Origin of the sequence: Stenotrophomonas sp. BIGb0135, assembly GCF_024810105.1 — a bacterium.
Taxonomy (GTDB): Bacteria; Pseudomonadota; Gammaproteobacteria; order Xanthomonadales; family Xanthomonadaceae; genus Stenotrophomonas; species Stenotrophomonas maltophilia_AB.
On sequence record NZ_JANUDX010000005.1, the window covers coordinates 108,633 to 125,171 of the forward strand.

Consider the following 16,539-nt stretch of genomic DNA (forward strand, 5'->3'; position numbering starts at 1 on the left):
AAGCATCCTTGCCGCTGCCGGCGACCTGCCCCGTCGCGCCGCGGGCCCCTGCCAGGCCCGTCCCGCCATGCATGGCGTGGATCCCGGCGCCTGGCGCCCTCGGCCAAACTGAACAGGGGCATTTGGTAGGGATCTCAACTATCCGTTAGACTATGCGGGTCTGCAGCGGCCGTCCGTTTCCCTTCGGGATCGCCGGCGATATGGATCAACGATCCGTCGCCCGCCCCCACTCCGACGCCATTCGTCATGCATTCCAGTCTGCGCACCGCGCCGGCTGCACCCAATTCTCGCAGCGCGGTTCACGGGAACGCTCCGAGTCAGCCGATCACATTCTGATCTGCCTCGCGTCTGGCCATTCGGTCTGGCGTTACCTTGTCTTTGGAGCTTCCACCCGATGTCTTTTGAATCCCTGGGCCTTGCCCCGTTCCTGCTGCGCGCGTTGTCCGAGCAGGGCTACGATACCCCCACCCCGATCCAGGAACAGGCGATCCCGCTGGCCCTGGAAGGTCGCGACCTGCTCGCCGGCGCGCAGACCGGTACCGGCAAGACCGCCGCCTTCGGCCTGCCGCTGCTGCAGCACCTGGGCACCAACCCGCAGGCCGTCAACGGCCCGCGCAAGCCGCGTGCGCTGGTGCTGGCCCCTACCCGCGAACTGGCCACCCAGGTGCATGACAGCCTGCGCGGCTACAGCAAGTACCTGCGCATCCCGAGCGCCTGCATCTACGGCGGCGTCGGCATGGGCAACCAGTTCGACGTGCTGCGCCGTGGCGTGGACCTGCTGGTGGCCTGCCCGGGCCGCCTGATCGATCACATCGAGCGTCGCAGCGTCGACCTGTCCGGCATCGAGATCCTGGTGCTGGACGAAGCCGACCGCATGCTCGACATGGGCTTCCTGCCGTCGATCAAGAAGATCCTGGCCAAGCTGCCGCGCCAGAACCGCCAGACCCTGCTGTTCTCGGCCACCTTCGAAGAGAGCATCAAGCAGCTGGCCCTGGAGTTCATGCGCGATCCGGCGCAGATCCAGGTGACCCCGAAGAACACCGTCGCCGAGACCATCACCCACCGCGTGCATCCGGTCGATGGCGCGCGCAAGCGCGAACTGCTGCTGCACCTGCTGGCCCAGGACAGCCGCGAGCAGACCCTGGTGTTCGGCCGTACCAAGCACGGCTGCGACAAGCTGGCCATGTTCCTGGACAAGTCCGGCATCAAGACCGCGGCGATCCACGGCAACAAGAGCCAGGGCCAGCGCCTGCGCGCCCTGGGCGACTTCAAGGCCGGCCGGGTGACCGTGCTGGTGGCGACCGACATCGCCGCGCGCGGCATCGACATCAACGAGCTGCCGAAGGTCATCAACTACGACCTGCCGATGGTGGCCGAGGATTACGTGCACCGCATCGGCCGTACCGGCCGTAACGGCTCGACCGGCCAGGCGATTTCGCTGGTGGCGCAGGACGAAGCCAAGCTGCTGCGCCAGATCGTGCGCCTGCTCGACAAGGACATGGACATCCGCGACGTGCCGGGCTTCGAGCCGCAGACCCCGATCCGCTGGGGCAACAGCGCGCCGGGCAAGGCCGAAGTGCCGGGCGGCGATCGTTCGCCGCGCAAGCACGCGCGTCGCCCGCACGCCGAGGGCCCGCGCCACGCCCATGCCGGTCCGAAGAAGACCGGCGGCGGCCAGCGTGATGGTGCCGGTCGCGGTGCGCCGCGCGGCGGCCAGCCGCAGGGCCAGCGCCGTGGCGGCGCCAATGCCGGCGGCGGCCGTGGCCAGGGCAGCGGCGGCGGTCGCGCCAGCTGATCCGTTCGCGGACCGGTTGAATTGAAAAGGGCGACGCATCTGCGTCGCCCTTTTTTTTGGGTTTGCCTCCGGCCGTAGAGCCGACCGTTGGTCGGCTGCCCTTCGCCCGGCCGTAGAGCCGACCGTTGGTCGGCTGCCCGTCGTCCGGCCGTAGAGCCGACCGTTGGTCGGCTGCCCTTCGCCCGGGCGTAGAGCCGACCGTTGGTCGGCTGCCCTTCGCCCGGCCGTAGAGCCGACCGTTGGTCGGCTGCCCTTCGTCCGGGCGTAGAGCCGACCGTTGGTCGGCTGCCGTTCGTTCGGGTGCTCCGATAGCCGACCAACGGTCGGCTCTACCAGGATTGCGATAGCCGACCAACGGTCGGCTCTACCCGGATCGCGATAGCCGACCAACGGTCGGCTCTACGGGGGCCGCCGTTGCCTTATCCGCGCGGCTTGGTCGGGTTGAGCTGGTTGCCGAAGAAGATCGCGTTCAACAACAGGCGTTCGGTGCCATGCCAGTACTTGCGGTGGGCCGGGTCGTCAGCGAACAGCACCACGTTGCCCTGCCCCTGTGGCGACACCAGCAACCAGGCGCTGCCCGCAACGCGGCTGCGGTTGCTCTCGGACAGATAGCCATTGACGCGCGGCGTCTCGTCCACGCGCACCACCGTGGAGAACGGATTGCGACTCGGCTTGAAGCTGATGCCGTTTTCCTTGTTGATCGCCAGTTGCGTGCGCGGCAGGCCGAAGCCGAGCGGGTGGCTGGTGTCCACGTCCGCGCTGAGGATGTTGCCGCTGACCCGCTCGATCGCGGCAATGTCGCGCTGGTCGCCGAAGGCACGGCGTGCGCTGTCCGGTTGCTTCTCCTCTTCACCGAGGCTTTCCTCGGCCAGCTTCTGTTCGATCGCCCAGCGCGCGGCGGTGCCGTAGGTGACCAGCGAGCCGCCGGCGTTGATCCAGCGCTTCAGCGCCGCCACCGCGGTGGCGTCCACCCCGGCGTAGGTGCCGCCGGCCAGCACGATGGTGGTGTAACGATCCAGCGCGACCTTGCCCAGTTGGGCCGGGTCGAGCTTGCTGGCCGGCAGCTGCACCTGCTGGTCGAGCACGAACCAGGCCGAGCCGATCTCGGTGGCGCTGACACCCTCGCCCATCACCAGCGCCACCGCCGGTTTGCGCAGCGACCTCACGCTGTCGCTGCCCAGGTCGATGCCGCTGCGGCTCTGCCCGCTGGCCAGGGCATGCACGCGCACGCCGCTGCTGCGGGCGGCGTCATCCACGGCAGCGAGCAACGCCGCCCCGGCCAGTGGCTGGCCGGCTACCGGGATCACCACGCTGCCCCGCGCGAAGGATTGCTCGCCCTCGGCAGTCGCGGCGGTGAACGGCTGGAACGCCGCGCGGGTAAGCAAGCCGCGTGCCTGCAGGGCGTACAGCGCGCGGCTGGCGTTGTAGTCGCGCCAGTCCAGCACATACGCATAGCCGGCCTGGCCCCCCACTACCCCGCCCTGCGCGGGCGCCAGGGCACTGACCCGAGCGCCGCCGGCGATGCGGCTGCGGCTGCCGGCGAAGGCCACGCCGTAGGCCGGTGCGATCGCATAGGAGGTGCTGCCGTAGAACACGTCGCCCTTGATCGGCGGCGTGTCGGCGAAGATCGAATGGACCAGCCGGAACTGCGGCTGCGCGGTGGGCACCACGTAGGCGCTGCCCGGTTCGAAGCGCTGGCCATCCACCGTCACCGCAGCGCTCAACGCTTCCACGGTGATCTGGTGCTGCAGCAGCAGGTCCAGCAGCTTGGCAGTGAGCCCGGGATCGTGCGCATCGCCGAACACGAACGCCTTGACCGGCTGCTGGCCCGCCTGCTTCAGCGCGGACTGGAAGAAGTCCTTCTGCAGCTTGAGCAGGCCGCTGCGCTCGGTCACCGCGCCGCGGATCGTCCCCAGGCCGGTAGCGACCTGGTTGCGGATGGTGAACGGGAAGGTCAGCAGGCCATTCACCGATTCCTGCACGCGGCCTCGCGAGCTGGCCTGCTCGACGGTCACCCCGACCGCGCCGTGGAAGTCCGGATAGGTGGAGCCGTACACCGGCGAGAAATTGTCGAAGTTCTCGCCGGTGTAGTACAGCGAGCCCAGCGCGTCCAGCGCCTGCGCGTGGTACTTGGCCAGGGTCTTGTTGAACGCGTACGACGATGCCGGCAGCAGCGGGCTGTGCATGCTCGCCGGCGACGGTTCGAAGTAGTAGGTGCTGTCCTTGCCCATCTCGTGGAAGTCGATCTGGACGTTGGGGTACCAGCGGTGGAAGTAGGCGATCTTCGGCCGCGTGTCCTGCTGGGTGAGGGCCAGCCAGTCGCGGTTGAGGTCGGTGAAATAGTGATTGGTGCGGCCTTGCGGGAACGGCTCGACATGTTCCTTGTCGGCCGGATCGGCCGAGGCCGGTGAGGAGGCATACGCGTTGTGCCAGCTCGCCGCGCGGTCGCGCCCGTCCGGGTTCTGCGCCGGGTCGAACAGCACCACCGCCTGCTGCAGCCACTGCGCGGTATCGGCGCTGCGGCTGGCCACCAGGTAGTAGGCGGTCAGCAGCGCGGCTTCGCCGCTGGAGGTTTCGTTGCCGTGCACGCTGTAGCCCAGCCACACCACCACCGGGCTGCTGCCGGCCGCGCTCAGCGGTTGCGCCGGGTCGGCCAGGGTGACGTGCTGGCGGCGCAGGGTCTCCAGCTGCTGCAGGTTCTGCGCCGAGGTGATGGTGGCGATCAGCAGCGGGCGACCTTCGTAGCTGCTGCCGATGCGCTCGACCTTGATCTTGTCCGAGTGTCTGGCCAGTTCGTCGAAGTAGGCCACGAGCTGGTCATGCCGGGTATAGCGGCTGCCGATCTCGTAGCCGAGAAACTGCTGTGGGGTGGGAATGGACGGATCGAAATCGCCGCCCTGCGGAAAGAAATACGCGCTCTGCGCGAACGCCGGCGCTGCCAGCAACCACAACGACCCCACCAGCCAGCGGATGGGACGTGACACGAGACGATGCAAGGACACAGCAATTCCCCATGGAACGGGGGCCGGCATCGCGGCCGGCCCCGTTGGATACAAAGGAGTTAGAAGCGGTAGTCGAAACCGACGGTGAAGTAGCGCCCGCGCAGGTCGTACTGGCTGAAGTCGTACGGCGCGCGGATGCCCGGGAAGGACGCGTCGTACGGCGGTTCCTCGTCGGCCAGGTTCTGGATCTTGGCGTACACGGTCAGCTTGTCGATGCCGGTGTAGCCCAGGTACAGATCGAACTGGCTGTAGGAATCCACGCGGTCCTGCACGGCGGTAGCGGCCGCGCTGGCCTTCTGGTCGTAACCGCTGGTGTAGTACCAGGTGAGCGCGGTGCGGAAGTCGCCGTAGCTCCAGTCCAGGCTGGTGGTGGCCTTGTTCTTGGGCAGCGTGGCGCCGAGGTTGCTGCCGGCGTAATCCACCAGCGGGCCGCCGACCACGGTGGGACGGCTGTAGTTGCGTACGTGGGTGAAGGCGCTGCTGAGCGCGAAGTCGCCGGCGCGCTCGGTCGGGAAGCGCTGGCGCAGTTCCACGTCGATGCCGGAGGTCTTCAGCTCGCTCAGGTTCTGGTAGCGGTTGTAGACGGCCAGCAGCTTGCCACGCTCATCGCGCAGCACCGCGCCGGGGACGTCGTCGGTGACCAGGGTCTGGGTGTTGTTGGTGCCGACCAGGTTTTCCAGCTCGATGCGGTAGTAGTCAACGCTCAGGCTGGTGTTGGACCACGGCGAGAGCACGATGCCCGCGTTGAAGCTCTTGGTGCGCTCGGGCTTGAGGTCGTTGTTGCCGACGGTGAAGAAGGTCGGGTTCTGGCGCGAGCCCGGCACGTCCGGATCGCGCGGATCGATCACGCTGCCGTAGGCGATGCTGGTGCTGTTGGAGTTCTCCGACAGCGACGGCGCACGGAAGCCCTTGGAGGCGGCCGCACGCACCAGCAGGATGTCCCACGGCTGCCAGCGCAGGCTCAGCTTGGGCGAGAACGCGTCGCCGAAATCGCTGTAATGGTCGGCGCGCGCGGCGGCCTGCAGTTCCAGGCGCTCGGCCAGCGGCACGTTGACTTCGGCATAGGCGGCGGTGACCTTGCGCTCACCATGCACTTCGGCGATGGCCGGGCGGATCTGCAGGCCGGCGTCGATCTGCCAGGGATTGTTCGAATCGAGCTTTTCGCGGCGCCATTCGGCACCGGCGGCAAAGCCGATCTCACCGGCCCAGGTACGGCCCAGGGCCCCGGAGATCTTCGCATCCACGCCCTGCAGCACCGACTCGGCCGGGCGCAGCGTGCTGATGTTGATCGCGTTGAGCACGTCCGGGGAGGTGGCCGCCGGATTGAGCAGGTTGTAGCTGCCGCTGGCCAACGCATCGGCCAGTGCGTACCGGTTGGCGAAGCCGCCGGATACGGTTTCCCGCTCGCTGCTGCGCGCACCGAACGCGCCCACTTCCCAATCCCAGTCCTGCAGGCTGCCGCGCAGCCCGACCAGGCCGCGGTAGGCCTGCGAGCGGTTGGTCTTGATCGTCGCGCCGAGGTTGAAGAACGTGTACTCGATCGGCACCGCGCGGCCGTACGGATTGTAGGGGCTGCTGGCCGGCAGGTTGGAGGAGACCGGCTCGGCCAGGCCGGTGTCGGCGTTGAGCGCGAAGCGACCGCTTTCCAGGGTGAAGAACGGACTGCTGCCGAACCAGGACACGCCCTTGATGTCGCTGTAGAGCACTTCACCGAAGGCTTCCACGTTGTCGTTCACCTTGAAGGTGCCATTGACGTAGGCCTGGTAGCGCTTGGTCGAGGGAATCAGCGTGGTGTACGGGGCCTGGTTGAAACCGCAGGTGTTGCCGGCCAGGCCATCGATCGGCGCGCTGGCCACCAGCGTGGTGCCTTCCGGGCAGTTGCCGTTGGCATCGAGCATCGGCACCGAGGTGCCGTTGACCAGATAGCGCGCGCCCTTGGCCGACCAACCGTTCCAGCGCCCGCCGGGTTTGTCGGTGTAGATGCCGGACTTGGTCAGGTCGCGCTGGTCCTGGTCCAGGCGCTCGCGGTTGTAGCCTTCCAGGCTGACCAGGATGTTGTAGCCGTCGGTGTCCAGGTCGCCGATGCCACCAATGAACTTGAGCGTCTGCTCATCCAGCCCGCCCTGGTCGGCGGTGCCCAGACTGCCACCGAGTTCGGCGCCCTGGAAGTTCTGCCGGGTGATGATGTTGACCACCCCGGCGACCGCGTCGGAGCCGTACACGGCCGAGGCGCCGTCCTTGAGCACTTCGATGCGCTCCACGGCCACCAGCGGCAGTGCGTTGAGGTTGACGAAGGTGTCCGACAGGCCCCCGGCCGGGAAGCCATAGTTGGCCAGGCGGCGGCCGTTGAGCAGCACCAGCGTGTTCTTCTGCGACAAGCCGCGCAGGCCGATGCCGGCCGAGCCGGAGGCCCAGCCATTGTTGGTGGTCTCGTTGTTGGCGTTGCCGGTGTTGGCCGAGATCGAGCGCAGCACGTCGGCGACGGTGGCCTTGCCGGTCTCCTCCAGCTGCTGGCGACCGATCACCTGCACCGGGTTGGCCGACTCGGTATCGGTGCGCTTGATGTTGGACCCGGTGACCCGCACGGCGGCGAGGGTCTTGCTGTCGCCGGCGGCATCGGCGGTTGCATCGGGGGCGGCATCGGCAAACGCAGGCAAAGGCGTAGCCAGAGCGGCGGAAAGCGCCGCTACAAGAAGGGTGTGCTTGGGCATGAACTTCAGTGGGGTGGTGGACGACGAGTTCCGCAGTAATCCATGCCTGGCCATGAACCGGCCAATAACATCTCTTCATACGGATATAAGAGAAACTACCATCTCTTCATCCGGATGGAAATGTTTACGTGAAGGCAGCCGGGCTGTTGGCGTCACCGCCGGGCGGGTCCACCAGTACAATGCGCCTATGGAAATCTTCAAAGTCTTTACCCTCGAGGCCGCCCACCTCCTCCCCAACGTGCCGCCGGGCCACAAGTGCGCGCGCCTGCACGGGCACTCGTTCCGGGTGGAACTGAAGGTCGAGGGCGAGCCGGGCGAGCAGTCCGGCTGGATCATGGATTTCGGCGAGGTCAAAGCGGCCTTCCAGCCGATCTACGACCGCCTGGACCACCACTACCTCAACGACATCCCCGGGCTGGAAAATCCCACCAGCGAGCGCCTGGCGATCTGGATCTGGAACGAGCTCAAGCCGGCCCTGCCGCAGCTGAGCGAAGTGACCGTGTACGAAACCTGCACCTCCGGCTGCCGCTACCGCGGCTGAGCCGGCGGACCGTCACCAGTCCGGCCGGCAATGCCAGCCGCTGGCCGGCTCGCGCGCCCGCTGCACGCGGCGGGTCGCCCCACACACTTCGTTGATTTATAACGGGTTTTCCGGAAACCGGACCACAACTGGCAACAAGTTGTTGCAATGCAATATTTTCGGCGTATGCTGCATTGCATCAACGTTCTCGAGCCGTCCTCCATGGCGTCCGCGTTCACCGATTCCTTCAGCGACTACACCCGCCAGCTGGCCGCCGCGGCCACGCGTGCCCATCGGCTCGCACTGGAAAATGCCGAAAGCATGTTCGGGGTGCAGGTGAAGACGCTGGAGAAGAACATCACCGCCACCAGCGGGTTCTTCGGTGACATCGTGCAGTCACAGGATGCCGGCACGCTGCAGTCGCTGCTGCCCAAAGGCGCGCAACTGGCACGTGACAACCTCGCCCGTTGGACCAGCGCCAGCCAGGAAGTGGCCGGGCTGGGGCTGAAAGCCTCTGAAGCCTTCAGCGAACTCGCCCGGCAGCCGTTCGCGGCCGCCGCGACCCGCCCGGGCAAGACCCGCGGCTGAGCCGGACAACATCGAATTTGCGTGGGTCCCTCCCCCCACGCAATCCCAGACCCGACAGAACCCTCCCTCTGTCGGGTCTTTTTTTGGGCGGCGTTCAGGCCTCGGCGATCGCCTGCCGGTGCCGTTCCAGCCACGCCTGGAACATCAGGATCGGCCACAGGTGGGTGTGCCACTTGCGTCGGCCCGCGCAGAACTCCGTCCATATCCGCGCGACCTTGGCCGCATCGAAGAAGCCTTCGCGGTGCAGCCGGTGCTCATCCAGCAGCGCGTTGGCCCACGGGAACAGCGGGCCCGCCAGCCATGCGGCGACCGGCGGGCCAAAGCCCTTTTTCGGGCGATACACCAGCCTTTCGGGCAGATGCCGCGACAGCAGTTGCTTGAGAATCCACTTGTGTTCGCCGCCGGCGAACGTGAGGTTGCCGGGCAGCGACCAGGCAAAGCGCGCCACGGCCGGATCCAGCAACGGCGAACGGGTCTGCAGCCCGTGCGCCGCACCGGCGCGATCGACCTTGGTCAGGATGCCGTTGCCGAGGTCCATCAGGAAATCCAGGTACTGCACGCGATCCGCCGGATCGCCCGCCTCCAGCCACCGTGCGCGATCGGTAAACACCGTGCTCGGCTCGCGTGTGTGCAGCACCACGCGCGCCGGATCACGCCAGCGCGACACCCGCAACAGGTAATGCGCTTCCACACTGTCCGCGCCCAGTTCCGAACGCACTGCAGGCCAGCCACCCAGCCGTGCCCGCTCCGGATCCGCCGCAGGCCATCGCCGCAGCAGGCTGCGCACCGCCGTGGGAACGCGGGCGTTCCATGCCGCATTGCAGATGGCGCGCTGGTACGCACCGTGCCCATGGAACAGCTCGTCCCCACCATCGCCGGTCATCACCACGCGATGTCGATCGGCCACCAGCATGCTGGCCAGCAAGGTCGGCACCTGTGACGCATCCGCGAACGGCTCGCACCAAATGTCCGGCAGCGCCGCCACCAGGCTGCCCGCCTCGCTCCGGCGCAGGATGTGACGGGTGTGCCGGGTGCCGAGCCGGGCCGCCACCTGGTCCGCCCAGTCGGCTTCGTCGTGGCGCGGATCGTCGAATCCCACAGTGAAGGTGTCGACCGGCAGCGTGGACTGCGATTGCAGGACAGCGGTGACTATTGAGGAATCCGTGCCTCCGGACAGGAATGCCGCCGCGCCGCCGTCCCCTGGCGTCCGCCGCGCCACCGCCTGGTGCAAGAGCATCTCCAACCGCTCCAGCGCATCGTCGCTGGACACCGGCATGTGTGCGCGCTCATCGATGGCCGTGCGGATGTCCTCACGGGCGTCCCAGTAGCGGCGACCGCCCGCGTGCACGCCGTGGGCCTCCGCCCCCGCGGCGCGCATGGCCGGGGTGAGCCGGACCACGCAGCCCGCAGCGACCTTGAAGATGCCCTGCTGGATGCTGTGCGGCGCGGGAATGTAGCCAAAGCGCAGCAACAGCGGCAGCGCGTCGCGATTGATCGGCGCCTGGAAGCCGGGATAGCCGTGCAGCGAGGCCAGCCCCATGCCGAACAGCAGATCGCCGTGGCACCAGCCGTAGTACAGCGGCCGCGCGCCGACCCGGTCGCGGGCCAGCCACAGGACCTGTTCCTGGCGGTCCCATACGGCCAGCGCGAAGTCCCCATCGCACTGGGTCAACGTGCGCTGCAGTCCTCGGGCAGCGATGGAGCGCAGCAGCAGCGTCGCATCGTCCTCGCTGGCTCCCGCAGACATCGCAAACTCGCGCTGCAGCGCCGCACGGGTATACAGCGTACCGTCCAGGCACAGCACATAGCGCCCGCACAGGGAACGCTGCGGGGACGATGGCGTGCCACCCACCTGATGCAATCGCGCCATCGCCACGCCGTTGCTCTCATCGCACCAGGCCGACGGCGCGCGGCCGCCGTGGCGCGACGCCGCACTCATGGCGTCCACGCGGTGCGGCAGGCCAGCCGAACATTTTCCAGGGCGCACGACGACGCCACAGATACCACTCATACAGAGATTCCTCCCGCCAGGATCGCGAACAGGCCACCGCCGGCCGCAGCGGTCGGCGATGGCGATGGCGATGGCGTTGCCGATCAGAAGGCGTAGGACATGCCCACGTTCCAGCTGTTGAGGCGCATCTTCTCCACGCCGGCGGCCTGTTGAACCTTCTTGTTGGCCGACATCGGGATCGTGTACTCGGCCCGCAACGCGAGTGCGTCGGTCAGATACACGTTGGCACCGAGACTGGGCGTGGCGGCGAATGTGCTCTGCTTCACGCGCTTCTGGTCCGTACCGGCCGGCGCCAGAATGCCCTGCTGACGGCTTCCCACCGCGAGCTTGCCGAACAACTCGACATGCTCGCCAACAGGAATCAGGCCTACGCCGCCCACGTTGAAGGAGCGGCTGGTGAAAACGCCTGATCCGGCCTGCCGGCGGTTGCCGATCGTCGTATCGAAAGAGGTTTCCGCTGCAAGGTACGGCCCGAAGCGGTAGCCGGCGCCGAGGACGTAACCCTTCTGCGAACCGCTCTGCTTCTGCGCCGCACCGGCTGCGCCATCGGCTGCCGGCACCTTCCAGTGGCCGTGGACCTTGCCGACGCCGCCGTAGACATAGGCGCCCTCGCGGTCGGCAGGAGAGGCCTGGGCGGTGGTGGCGACCAGGGCCAACGAAAGGGCAATGAGGGACCGCTTGATGTACATGGGTGACTCCTTGGTTGGGAGTGCACAGCGTGGGTTCGCGGCGAGGGTGTGTCAGTGCAGCGCGCGTGTGAGTCGCGCAACCGCTCTCGACCGTTTGTAACCGTCGGTAACAGCGGGTGGAACGCGACACTACGGCACGTCTTCCACGCGTCCGCACGCATGCCATAAGACCGTCCGATCAAGACATCTCAGGACGTGTTCCACCTCGGTTTCACCATGTGTTCGCCCCCACGCAGGCCTCCCGGATGCACAGGCTGACGGGTACGTTCAGCGCACACCTCGGCTCCCGCTCGTGCTGCCTTAGGATCGCGCCAGGCAGGGAAGACAAGGTAGCGCCGCGATGGTTGATATCGTGCTGGTGGAGGATGACGCGCGTCTTGGCGCCCTGGTCAGCGCCTATCTCGTGCGCCATGGCTACGATGTGGTGCATGTGCTCAGCGGCGAAGGCGCGGTGGAGCGCATTCCCGGTCTGGCCCCGGCCGTGGTCCTGCTGGATGTGACCCTGCCCGGCATCGATGGCTTTGCCGTCTGCGCCTCGATCCGGCCGCGTTTCAGCGGGGTGATCTGCATGTTGAGCGCTCGCACCGACGATATCGACCAGGTGCTTGGGCTGGAGCTGGGTGCGGACGATTACATCGGCAAGCCGATCGAACCGCGCGTGCTGCTGGCGCGCATACGCGCGCACCTGCGTCGCGACACCGGCCAGCGACGGACGCGTCCGACACTGTGCTTCGGGCAGCTGCGCATCGAACGCGATACCCGCGAGGTTACCCTGCAGTCTGGGCGTATCGAATTGACGACGGCCGAGTTCGACCTGTTGCTATGCCTGGCCGAAAGTGCCGGGACGATACTCAGCCGGGACGATCTGCTGCGCGACCTGCGCGGCATCGGCTTCGACGGCCTGGATCGCTCGATCGATGCCCGCATTTCACGGCTGCGCCGCAAGCTCGGCGATCTGGGCGAGGTACCCGAGCGCATCAAGACCATCCGGAGCAAGGGCTATCTATTCAATCGAGCCGGCTGGGATTGAATACGATGGCGCCCCGCGATACCGCCATCCACCGCACCGGGCATTTCCGCCTCTTCCTGCGCTATTGCCTGGGTTTCGTACTGGCCTACTTCGTCCTGATCGCGTGCGGGCTGTACCTGTGGGCGACGCTGACCGAGCAGGGCGAGGATCAGCAGGTGCGCACGCAGCTGCAGGGGATCCACCATCTCCTGCATGCGCGCTATGCCGACACCCCCAAGGCGGATTGGCCGCAGCTGACCCGGCTGCTGCAGACGCAGTTCGCCTACCCGCTGCGGGTCATGACGCTCGCCGAGGCACCGCACGTATTGGATCCGCCGTCGCTGAAGCATCTGGATCAGGGGGGATTGGTGTTGTCGCCGGACGGTCACTTCAGCTACCAGCGCCTTCCCGGCGCCACACAGGTGCTGGTGCTGGGCGATTTCTCCGAGCCCGAGCAGGCCGATGTTGCCTGGTACGACAGCGAGCGCGTGGATACGGCGGTGATGATCAGCATCTTCATCGTCGCCATCGCGCTACCCCTGTATTTCCTGGTCTATCGGCTGTGGCGCGATGTCTATGCGCTGGGGCACATGGCGCTGGCGATCCAGCAGGGAGAGCTGGCCGTCGCGGCACCTGCCGTCAGTACCCACCTCGTGCGGCCGCTGCGTGAGGCGCTGTCCAGCATGGCAACGCAACTGCAGGACGTGATGGAAGGGCAGCGGATCCTGTCCCAGGCGGTTGCCCATGAAACCCGCACCCCATTGGCACGAATGCGCTTCGCACTGGCCATGATGCAGATCGGCGACGAAGACCCGGAAGGCGCGGAACTGCTGGACGGCCTGAAAACCGATGTGGCGCGGCTGGAGCAATTGGCCGCTGCCGGGGTGACCTACGCACAGTTCGGCCGCAGCCCCCGGGTGGCCACGCACCGGCTGGACATTGCGCAGCTGTTCGAGGCGCTCGGGCAGCGTTTTCCCGCCGCCGGCGACCGCAGCCCCAGGCTCTGCTTCCAGCCCCCTCATCAGCGCACCCTGGTGGCCAACCGCGATGCGCTGATGCTGGCGCTGGGCAACCTGATCGGCAATGCACGGCGGCACGCAGTCGGTCAGGTGGTCGTGAGCCTGCATGTCGCTGGATCGGGGCTGGTCATCGCCGTGGATGACGACGGCCCGGGCGTGGCCCCGGCCGATCGTGAGCGCATCTTCCAGCCTTACGTGCAGCTGCAGCGACACCCCGACGGTTTCGGACTGGGCCTGGCCCTGGTCCACATCATCGCCACCAAGCACGGTGGCAGCGCGGATGTCTGCGACTCGGTACTCGGTGGCGCGCGCTTCCGGCTGCTGCTGCCAGAGGCCTGAGCCCCCGCGTGCTGCTCAGCGCGCGGCGGGCAACGAGAACACGAACAACGCGCCTTCCCGGCTCTCCAGCAGACGGATGTCACGCCCATGCAGCTGCAGGATGCGGTGCACGATCAGCAGGCCCAGCCCGCCACTGTCCGGTCGCTGGCTGCCCAGCGCAGGCATCGCGGTGAACAACGTGTCGCGCCGCTCCGGCGCGATCCCGGGGCCGCTGTCGGCCACGCTGACCTGCACCTCGCCGTCGGCCGCGCGCAGCGTCACGGTGATACGGCCACCTTCGGGGGTATGTCGGATCGCGTTGTCGAGCAGGTTGGTCAGCACCCGCTCGATCAAGGCCAGGTCCGCCACCACCGGCGGCAACCCGGGCGCGATATCGGCGCTCAGTGCCTGCCGGCGCGACTCCGCAGCCAACTCGAATTTCTGGAACACATCCTGGACCAGATCCGGCAGCGAGAACGCCTGCCGGTCCAGCACGACACCGCCGTGTTCCAACCGGGCCAGCTCGAACAGGGCCTGGGCCAGGCGCCCGACCTTGTGGCTCTGCGACAAGGCGATCGACAGATAGCGTTGGCGCTCGTCGGCGCTGAGCGTGGCGTCCTTGAGGGCCAGCGTTTCCAGGTAGCCGTGCAGCGAGGACAGCGGCGTGCGCAGATCGTGCGAGATGTTGGCCACCAGCTCGCGGCGCTGCAGGTCCTGCTCGCGCAGCTGCTGCCACTGCTCGCCCAGGCGCTGGCCCATGTGCCCGAAGCTGTGCTGCAGGATGGCCAGTTCGTCGCGCTCACCGGGACGCAGCGGGGTCGGCGGCAGTGGCGTGCCGGCGCCGGCGGCGTCCACGTCGAAGGCCTGGATGCGCCGGGTCAGCTGGCGCAGCGGCCGGGTAACCCAGCGGAACGCCACCACGCCGGCCAACAGCCCGACCGCGGCCAGGATCGCCAGTGACCACAAGGTGGTGCGCAGGGTCGCGTTGGCGGCGATGTTGGCGGCCAGCACCTCGCGCTGCTCGCCCACCAGCACCACGTAGATGTAGCCGGCCTGGCGCCCCTGCACCCACAGCGGCGCGGCGTTGAAGACCTTGCGCCCGGTCGCGCTGCGCGGGTCGTCGCCGAGGATCGGCAACGGCTCGTCGCGCAGCAGCGCGCGGACGGGCGCCAGGTCCACGCGGTCGCGCCTGAGGTGTCCATCGGGCGCATCGTGGCCGAGGATGCGGCCCTCGTCGTCCAGCAGGTACACCTCGACGCTGGGGTTGACCGCCATCAGCTTGCCGAACAGCGCGCGAACCTCGCCACCGCGCATGCCGCGCGCATCCATCAGTTCACCGCTGCGCGCGATGTGCTCGGCCAGCCCGCGCGACAAGCGCTGCACGGTTTCCTGCTCATGCATGGCGGTGCTGCGCATCTGGATCCACATCAGCGCGCCGCAGCACACCAGCAGCAGGGCGCAGAACACCACCGACAGGCGCTGGGACAGGGTCAGCCGGATCACGACGCGTCTCCGTCGCCGCCCACCAGCTTGTAGCCACGGCCCCACACCGTCTGGATGCGCTGCGGGCTGGCCGGGTCGCGCTCGATCTTGTTGCGAAGCCGGTTGATGTGGGTGTTGACGGTGTGCTCGTAGCCGTCGTGCTGGTAGCCCCAGACCTGGTTGAGCAGGTCCATCCGCGAATACACCTGGCCGGGATGGCGGGCGAAGAAGTACAGCAGGTCGAACTCGCGCGGGGTCAGTTCCAGCGCTCGACCCTCGACCTGGGCGGTACGTGCGACCGGGTCGATGCGCAGCCCGGCCACCTCGGTTTCACCGGCATCGATGCGCGCGTTCTGCGCCATCGCCTCCACCCGGCGCAGCAGCGCCTTCACCCGTGCCACCAGCTCCAGCATCGAGAACGGTTTGGCCAGGTAGTCGTCCGCCCCCAGTTCCAGGCCGAGGATGCGGTGCACTTCGCTGGCGCGCGCACTGGTGATGATGATCGGGGTGTAGCGCGTCATCGCCCGGGCCCGCTTGCAGATTTCCAGCCCATCCACGCCGGGCAGCATCAGGTCCAGCACCAGCGCACTCCACGGCTGCGCCTCGAGCAGGGCCAGGCCCTCGTCGCCGGTGGCGGCATGGGTGACCTCATAGCCCTCGTCGCGCAGGTGCATGCGCAGCAGGTTGGCGATGTGGACATCGTCTTCGACGATCAGGACACGCTTGGCGCTGCTCATCGGTACGGGCGGGCCGGTCTGGGGAATGGCCTGCATTGTCGGCCGATCCGCCCCCGGATGTGTCACGGAAAATTTAATCCTGCGTGAGGATTCGTTGACCGGGCCGGGCGCAGCATGGCCGCATCGTATCCAGACCTGGAGATCGGCCATGCGTTACTCCCGTCGCAATGTGCTTGGCATGGGGGCCATGACGGCCGCCGCCGGCCTGTTCGGCCTGGCCGCGTGCAGCGGCCCGGCCCCGGCCGCACCGGCCGCCCCGGCCCGTCGCTTCGAGGTGATGCGCACCGACGCGCAGTGGCGTGAACAGCTCAGCCCGGCGCAGTACGCCGTGCTGCGCCAGCAGAGCACCGAACGGCCGTTCAGCAGCCCGCTCAACAAGGAACACCGGCGGGGCACGTTCAACTGCGCCGGCTGCGCGCTGCCGCTGTTCTCCTCCTCCACCAAGTTCGACAGCGGCACCGGCTGGCCCAGCTTCTGGGCACCGCTGCATGGCGCGGTCGAGGAAGACCGCGACACCACCCTGGGCATGATCCGCATCGAGGCCCATTGCCGGCGTTGTGGGGGGCACCTCGGCCACGTCTTCGATGACGGTCCCCGCCCCACCGGGCTGCGCTATTGCATGAACGGCGTGGCGATGAGCTTCAGCGCGGCCTGAGCG

12 protein-coding genes are annotated in these 16,539 nt (G+C 67.7%); 6 read left to right on the plus strand and 6 right to left on the minus strand.

Annotated features, from left to right (window positions below; translation table 11 throughout):
* Window positions 1–394 precede the first annotated feature (394 nt).
* Window positions 395–1,795: a DEAD/DEAH box helicase gene (locus tag M2421_RS12525; RefSeq protein ID WP_259207130.1), complete on the plus strand. Its 1,401-nt coding sequence runs from the start codon at window positions 395–397 to the stop codon at window positions 1,793–1,795.
* 419 nt (window positions 1,796–2,214) lie between these two features.
* Here the strand turns inward: M2421_RS12525 and M2421_RS12530 are convergent, their stop codons facing one another.
* Entirely contained in the window at window positions 2,215–4,827 is a 2,613-nt protein-coding gene (locus tag M2421_RS12530; RefSeq protein ID WP_259207134.1) for a M14 family zinc carboxypeptidase, read from the minus strand.
* Window positions 4,828–4,856: 29 nt separating this feature from the next.
* Window positions 4,857–7,508, minus strand: coding sequence for a TonB-dependent receptor (locus tag M2421_RS12535; RefSeq protein WP_259207136.1), 2,652 nt, complete (start codon window positions 7,506–7,508; stop codon window positions 4,857–4,859).
* 187 nt (window positions 7,509–7,695) lie between these two features.
* On the opposite strand from M2421_RS12535, the gene queD reads away from it, so the two are divergent.
* The gene (gene queD / locus M2421_RS12540; protein ID WP_259207138.1) at window positions 7,696–8,049 is read left to right on the plus strand and encodes a 6-carboxytetrahydropterin synthase QueD; all 354 of its coding nucleotides are present in this window, start codon (window positions 7,696–7,698) and stop codon (window positions 8,047–8,049) included.
* Window positions 8,050–8,250: 201 nt separating this feature from the next.
* Window positions 8,251–8,616, plus strand: coding sequence for a phasin family protein (locus tag M2421_RS12545; RefSeq protein WP_259207140.1), 366 nt, complete (start codon window positions 8,251–8,253; stop codon window positions 8,614–8,616).
* 94 nt (window positions 8,617–8,710) lie between these two features.
* Here the strand turns inward: M2421_RS12545 and M2421_RS12550 are convergent, their stop codons facing one another.
* Window positions 8,711–10,555: an asparagine synthase-related protein gene (locus M2421_RS12550; RefSeq protein WP_259207142.1), complete on the minus strand. Its 1,845-nt coding sequence runs from the start codon at window positions 10,553–10,555 to the stop codon at window positions 8,711–8,713.
* Between the two features lie 155 nt (window positions 10,556–10,710).
* Window positions 10,711–11,316 carry a porin family protein gene (locus M2421_RS12555; protein ID WP_259207143.1) on the minus strand — a complete coding sequence of 202 codons (606 nt, stop codon included), beginning with the start codon at window positions 11,314–11,316 and terminating at the stop codon, window positions 10,711–10,713.
* Between the two features lie 340 nt (window positions 11,317–11,656).
* Here M2421_RS12555 and M2421_RS12560 point away from each other — a divergent pair, with 340 nt between their 5' ends.
* Window positions 11,657–12,346: a winged helix-turn-helix domain-containing protein gene (locus M2421_RS12560; RefSeq protein ID WP_259207144.1), complete on the plus strand. Its 690-nt coding sequence runs from the start codon at window positions 11,657–11,659 to the stop codon at window positions 12,344–12,346.
* Between the two features lie 5 nt (window positions 12,347–12,351).
* A complete protein-coding gene (locus M2421_RS12565) occupies window positions 12,352–13,683 on the plus strand; it encodes an ATP-binding protein (RefSeq protein WP_259207145.1) in 1,332 nt (443 codons plus the stop codon).
* A gap of 15 nt (window positions 13,684–13,698) precedes the next feature.
* Here M2421_RS12565 and M2421_RS12570 read toward each other — a convergent pair whose 3' ends face one another.
* On the minus strand, window positions 13,699–15,165 hold the full coding sequence (locus tag M2421_RS12570) for a HAMP domain-containing sensor histidine kinase (protein WP_259207147.1): 1,467 nt from the start codon (window positions 15,163–15,165) through the stop codon (window positions 13,699–13,701).
* On the minus strand, window positions 15,162–15,881 hold the full coding sequence (locus tag M2421_RS12575) for a response regulator transcription factor (RefSeq protein WP_259207149.1): 720 nt from the start codon (window positions 15,879–15,881) through the stop codon (window positions 15,162–15,164). Before M2421_RS12575 ends, M2421_RS12570 begins: the two co-directional genes overlap by 4 nt.
* Before the next feature lie 148 nt (window positions 15,882–16,029).
* Here M2421_RS12575 and msrB point away from each other — a divergent pair, with 148 nt between their 5' ends.
* The gene (msrB, locus tag M2421_RS12580) at window positions 16,030–16,536 is read left to right on the plus strand and encodes a peptide-methionine (R)-S-oxide reductase MsrB (protein WP_259207151.1); all 507 of its coding nucleotides are present in this window, start codon (window positions 16,030–16,032) and stop codon (window positions 16,534–16,536) included.
* The last annotated feature ends 3 nt before the right edge of the window (window positions 16,537–16,539 follow it).

What these genes read in the sequence shown, in the direction of transcription:
- M2421_RS12525 (WP_259207130.1), top strand. Translation starts at nt 395, where the DNA reads ATGTCTTTTGAATCCCTGGGCCTTGCCCCGTTCCTGCTGCGCGCGTTG.
- M2421_RS12530 (WP_259207134.1), bottom strand. Translation starts at nt 4,827, where the DNA reads ATGCCGGCCCCCGTTCCATGGGGAATTGCTGTGTCCTTGCATCGTCTC.
- M2421_RS12535 (WP_259207136.1), bottom strand. Translation starts at nt 7,508, where the DNA reads ATGCCCAAGCACACCCTTCTTGTAGCGGCGCTTTCCGCCGCTCTGGCT.
- queD (WP_259207138.1), top strand. Translation starts at nt 7,696, where the DNA reads ATGGAAATCTTCAAAGTCTTTACCCTCGAGGCCGCCCACCTCCTCCCC.
- M2421_RS12545 (WP_259207140.1), top strand. Translation starts at nt 8,251, where the DNA reads ATGGCGTCCGCGTTCACCGATTCCTTCAGCGACTACACCCGCCAGCTG.
- M2421_RS12550 (WP_259207142.1), bottom strand. Translation starts at nt 10,555, where the DNA reads ATGAGTGCGGCGTCGCGCCACGGCGGCCGCGCGCCGTCGGCCTGGTGC.
- M2421_RS12555 (WP_259207143.1), bottom strand. Translation starts at nt 11,316, where the DNA reads ATGTACATCAAGCGGTCCCTCATTGCCCTTTCGTTGGCCCTGGTCGCC.
- M2421_RS12560 (WP_259207144.1), top strand. Translation starts at nt 11,657, where the DNA reads ATGGTTGATATCGTGCTGGTGGAGGATGACGCGCGTCTTGGCGCCCTG.
- M2421_RS12565 (WP_259207145.1), top strand. Translation starts at nt 12,352, where the DNA reads ATGGCGCCCCGCGATACCGCCATCCACCGCACCGGGCATTTCCGCCTC.
- M2421_RS12575 (WP_259207149.1), bottom strand. Translation starts at nt 15,881, where the DNA reads ATGAGCAGCGCCAAGCGTGTCCTGATCGTCGAAGACGATGTCCACATC.
- msrB (WP_259207151.1), top strand. Translation starts at nt 16,030, where the DNA reads ATGCGTTACTCCCGTCGCAATGTGCTTGGCATGGGGGCCATGACGGCC.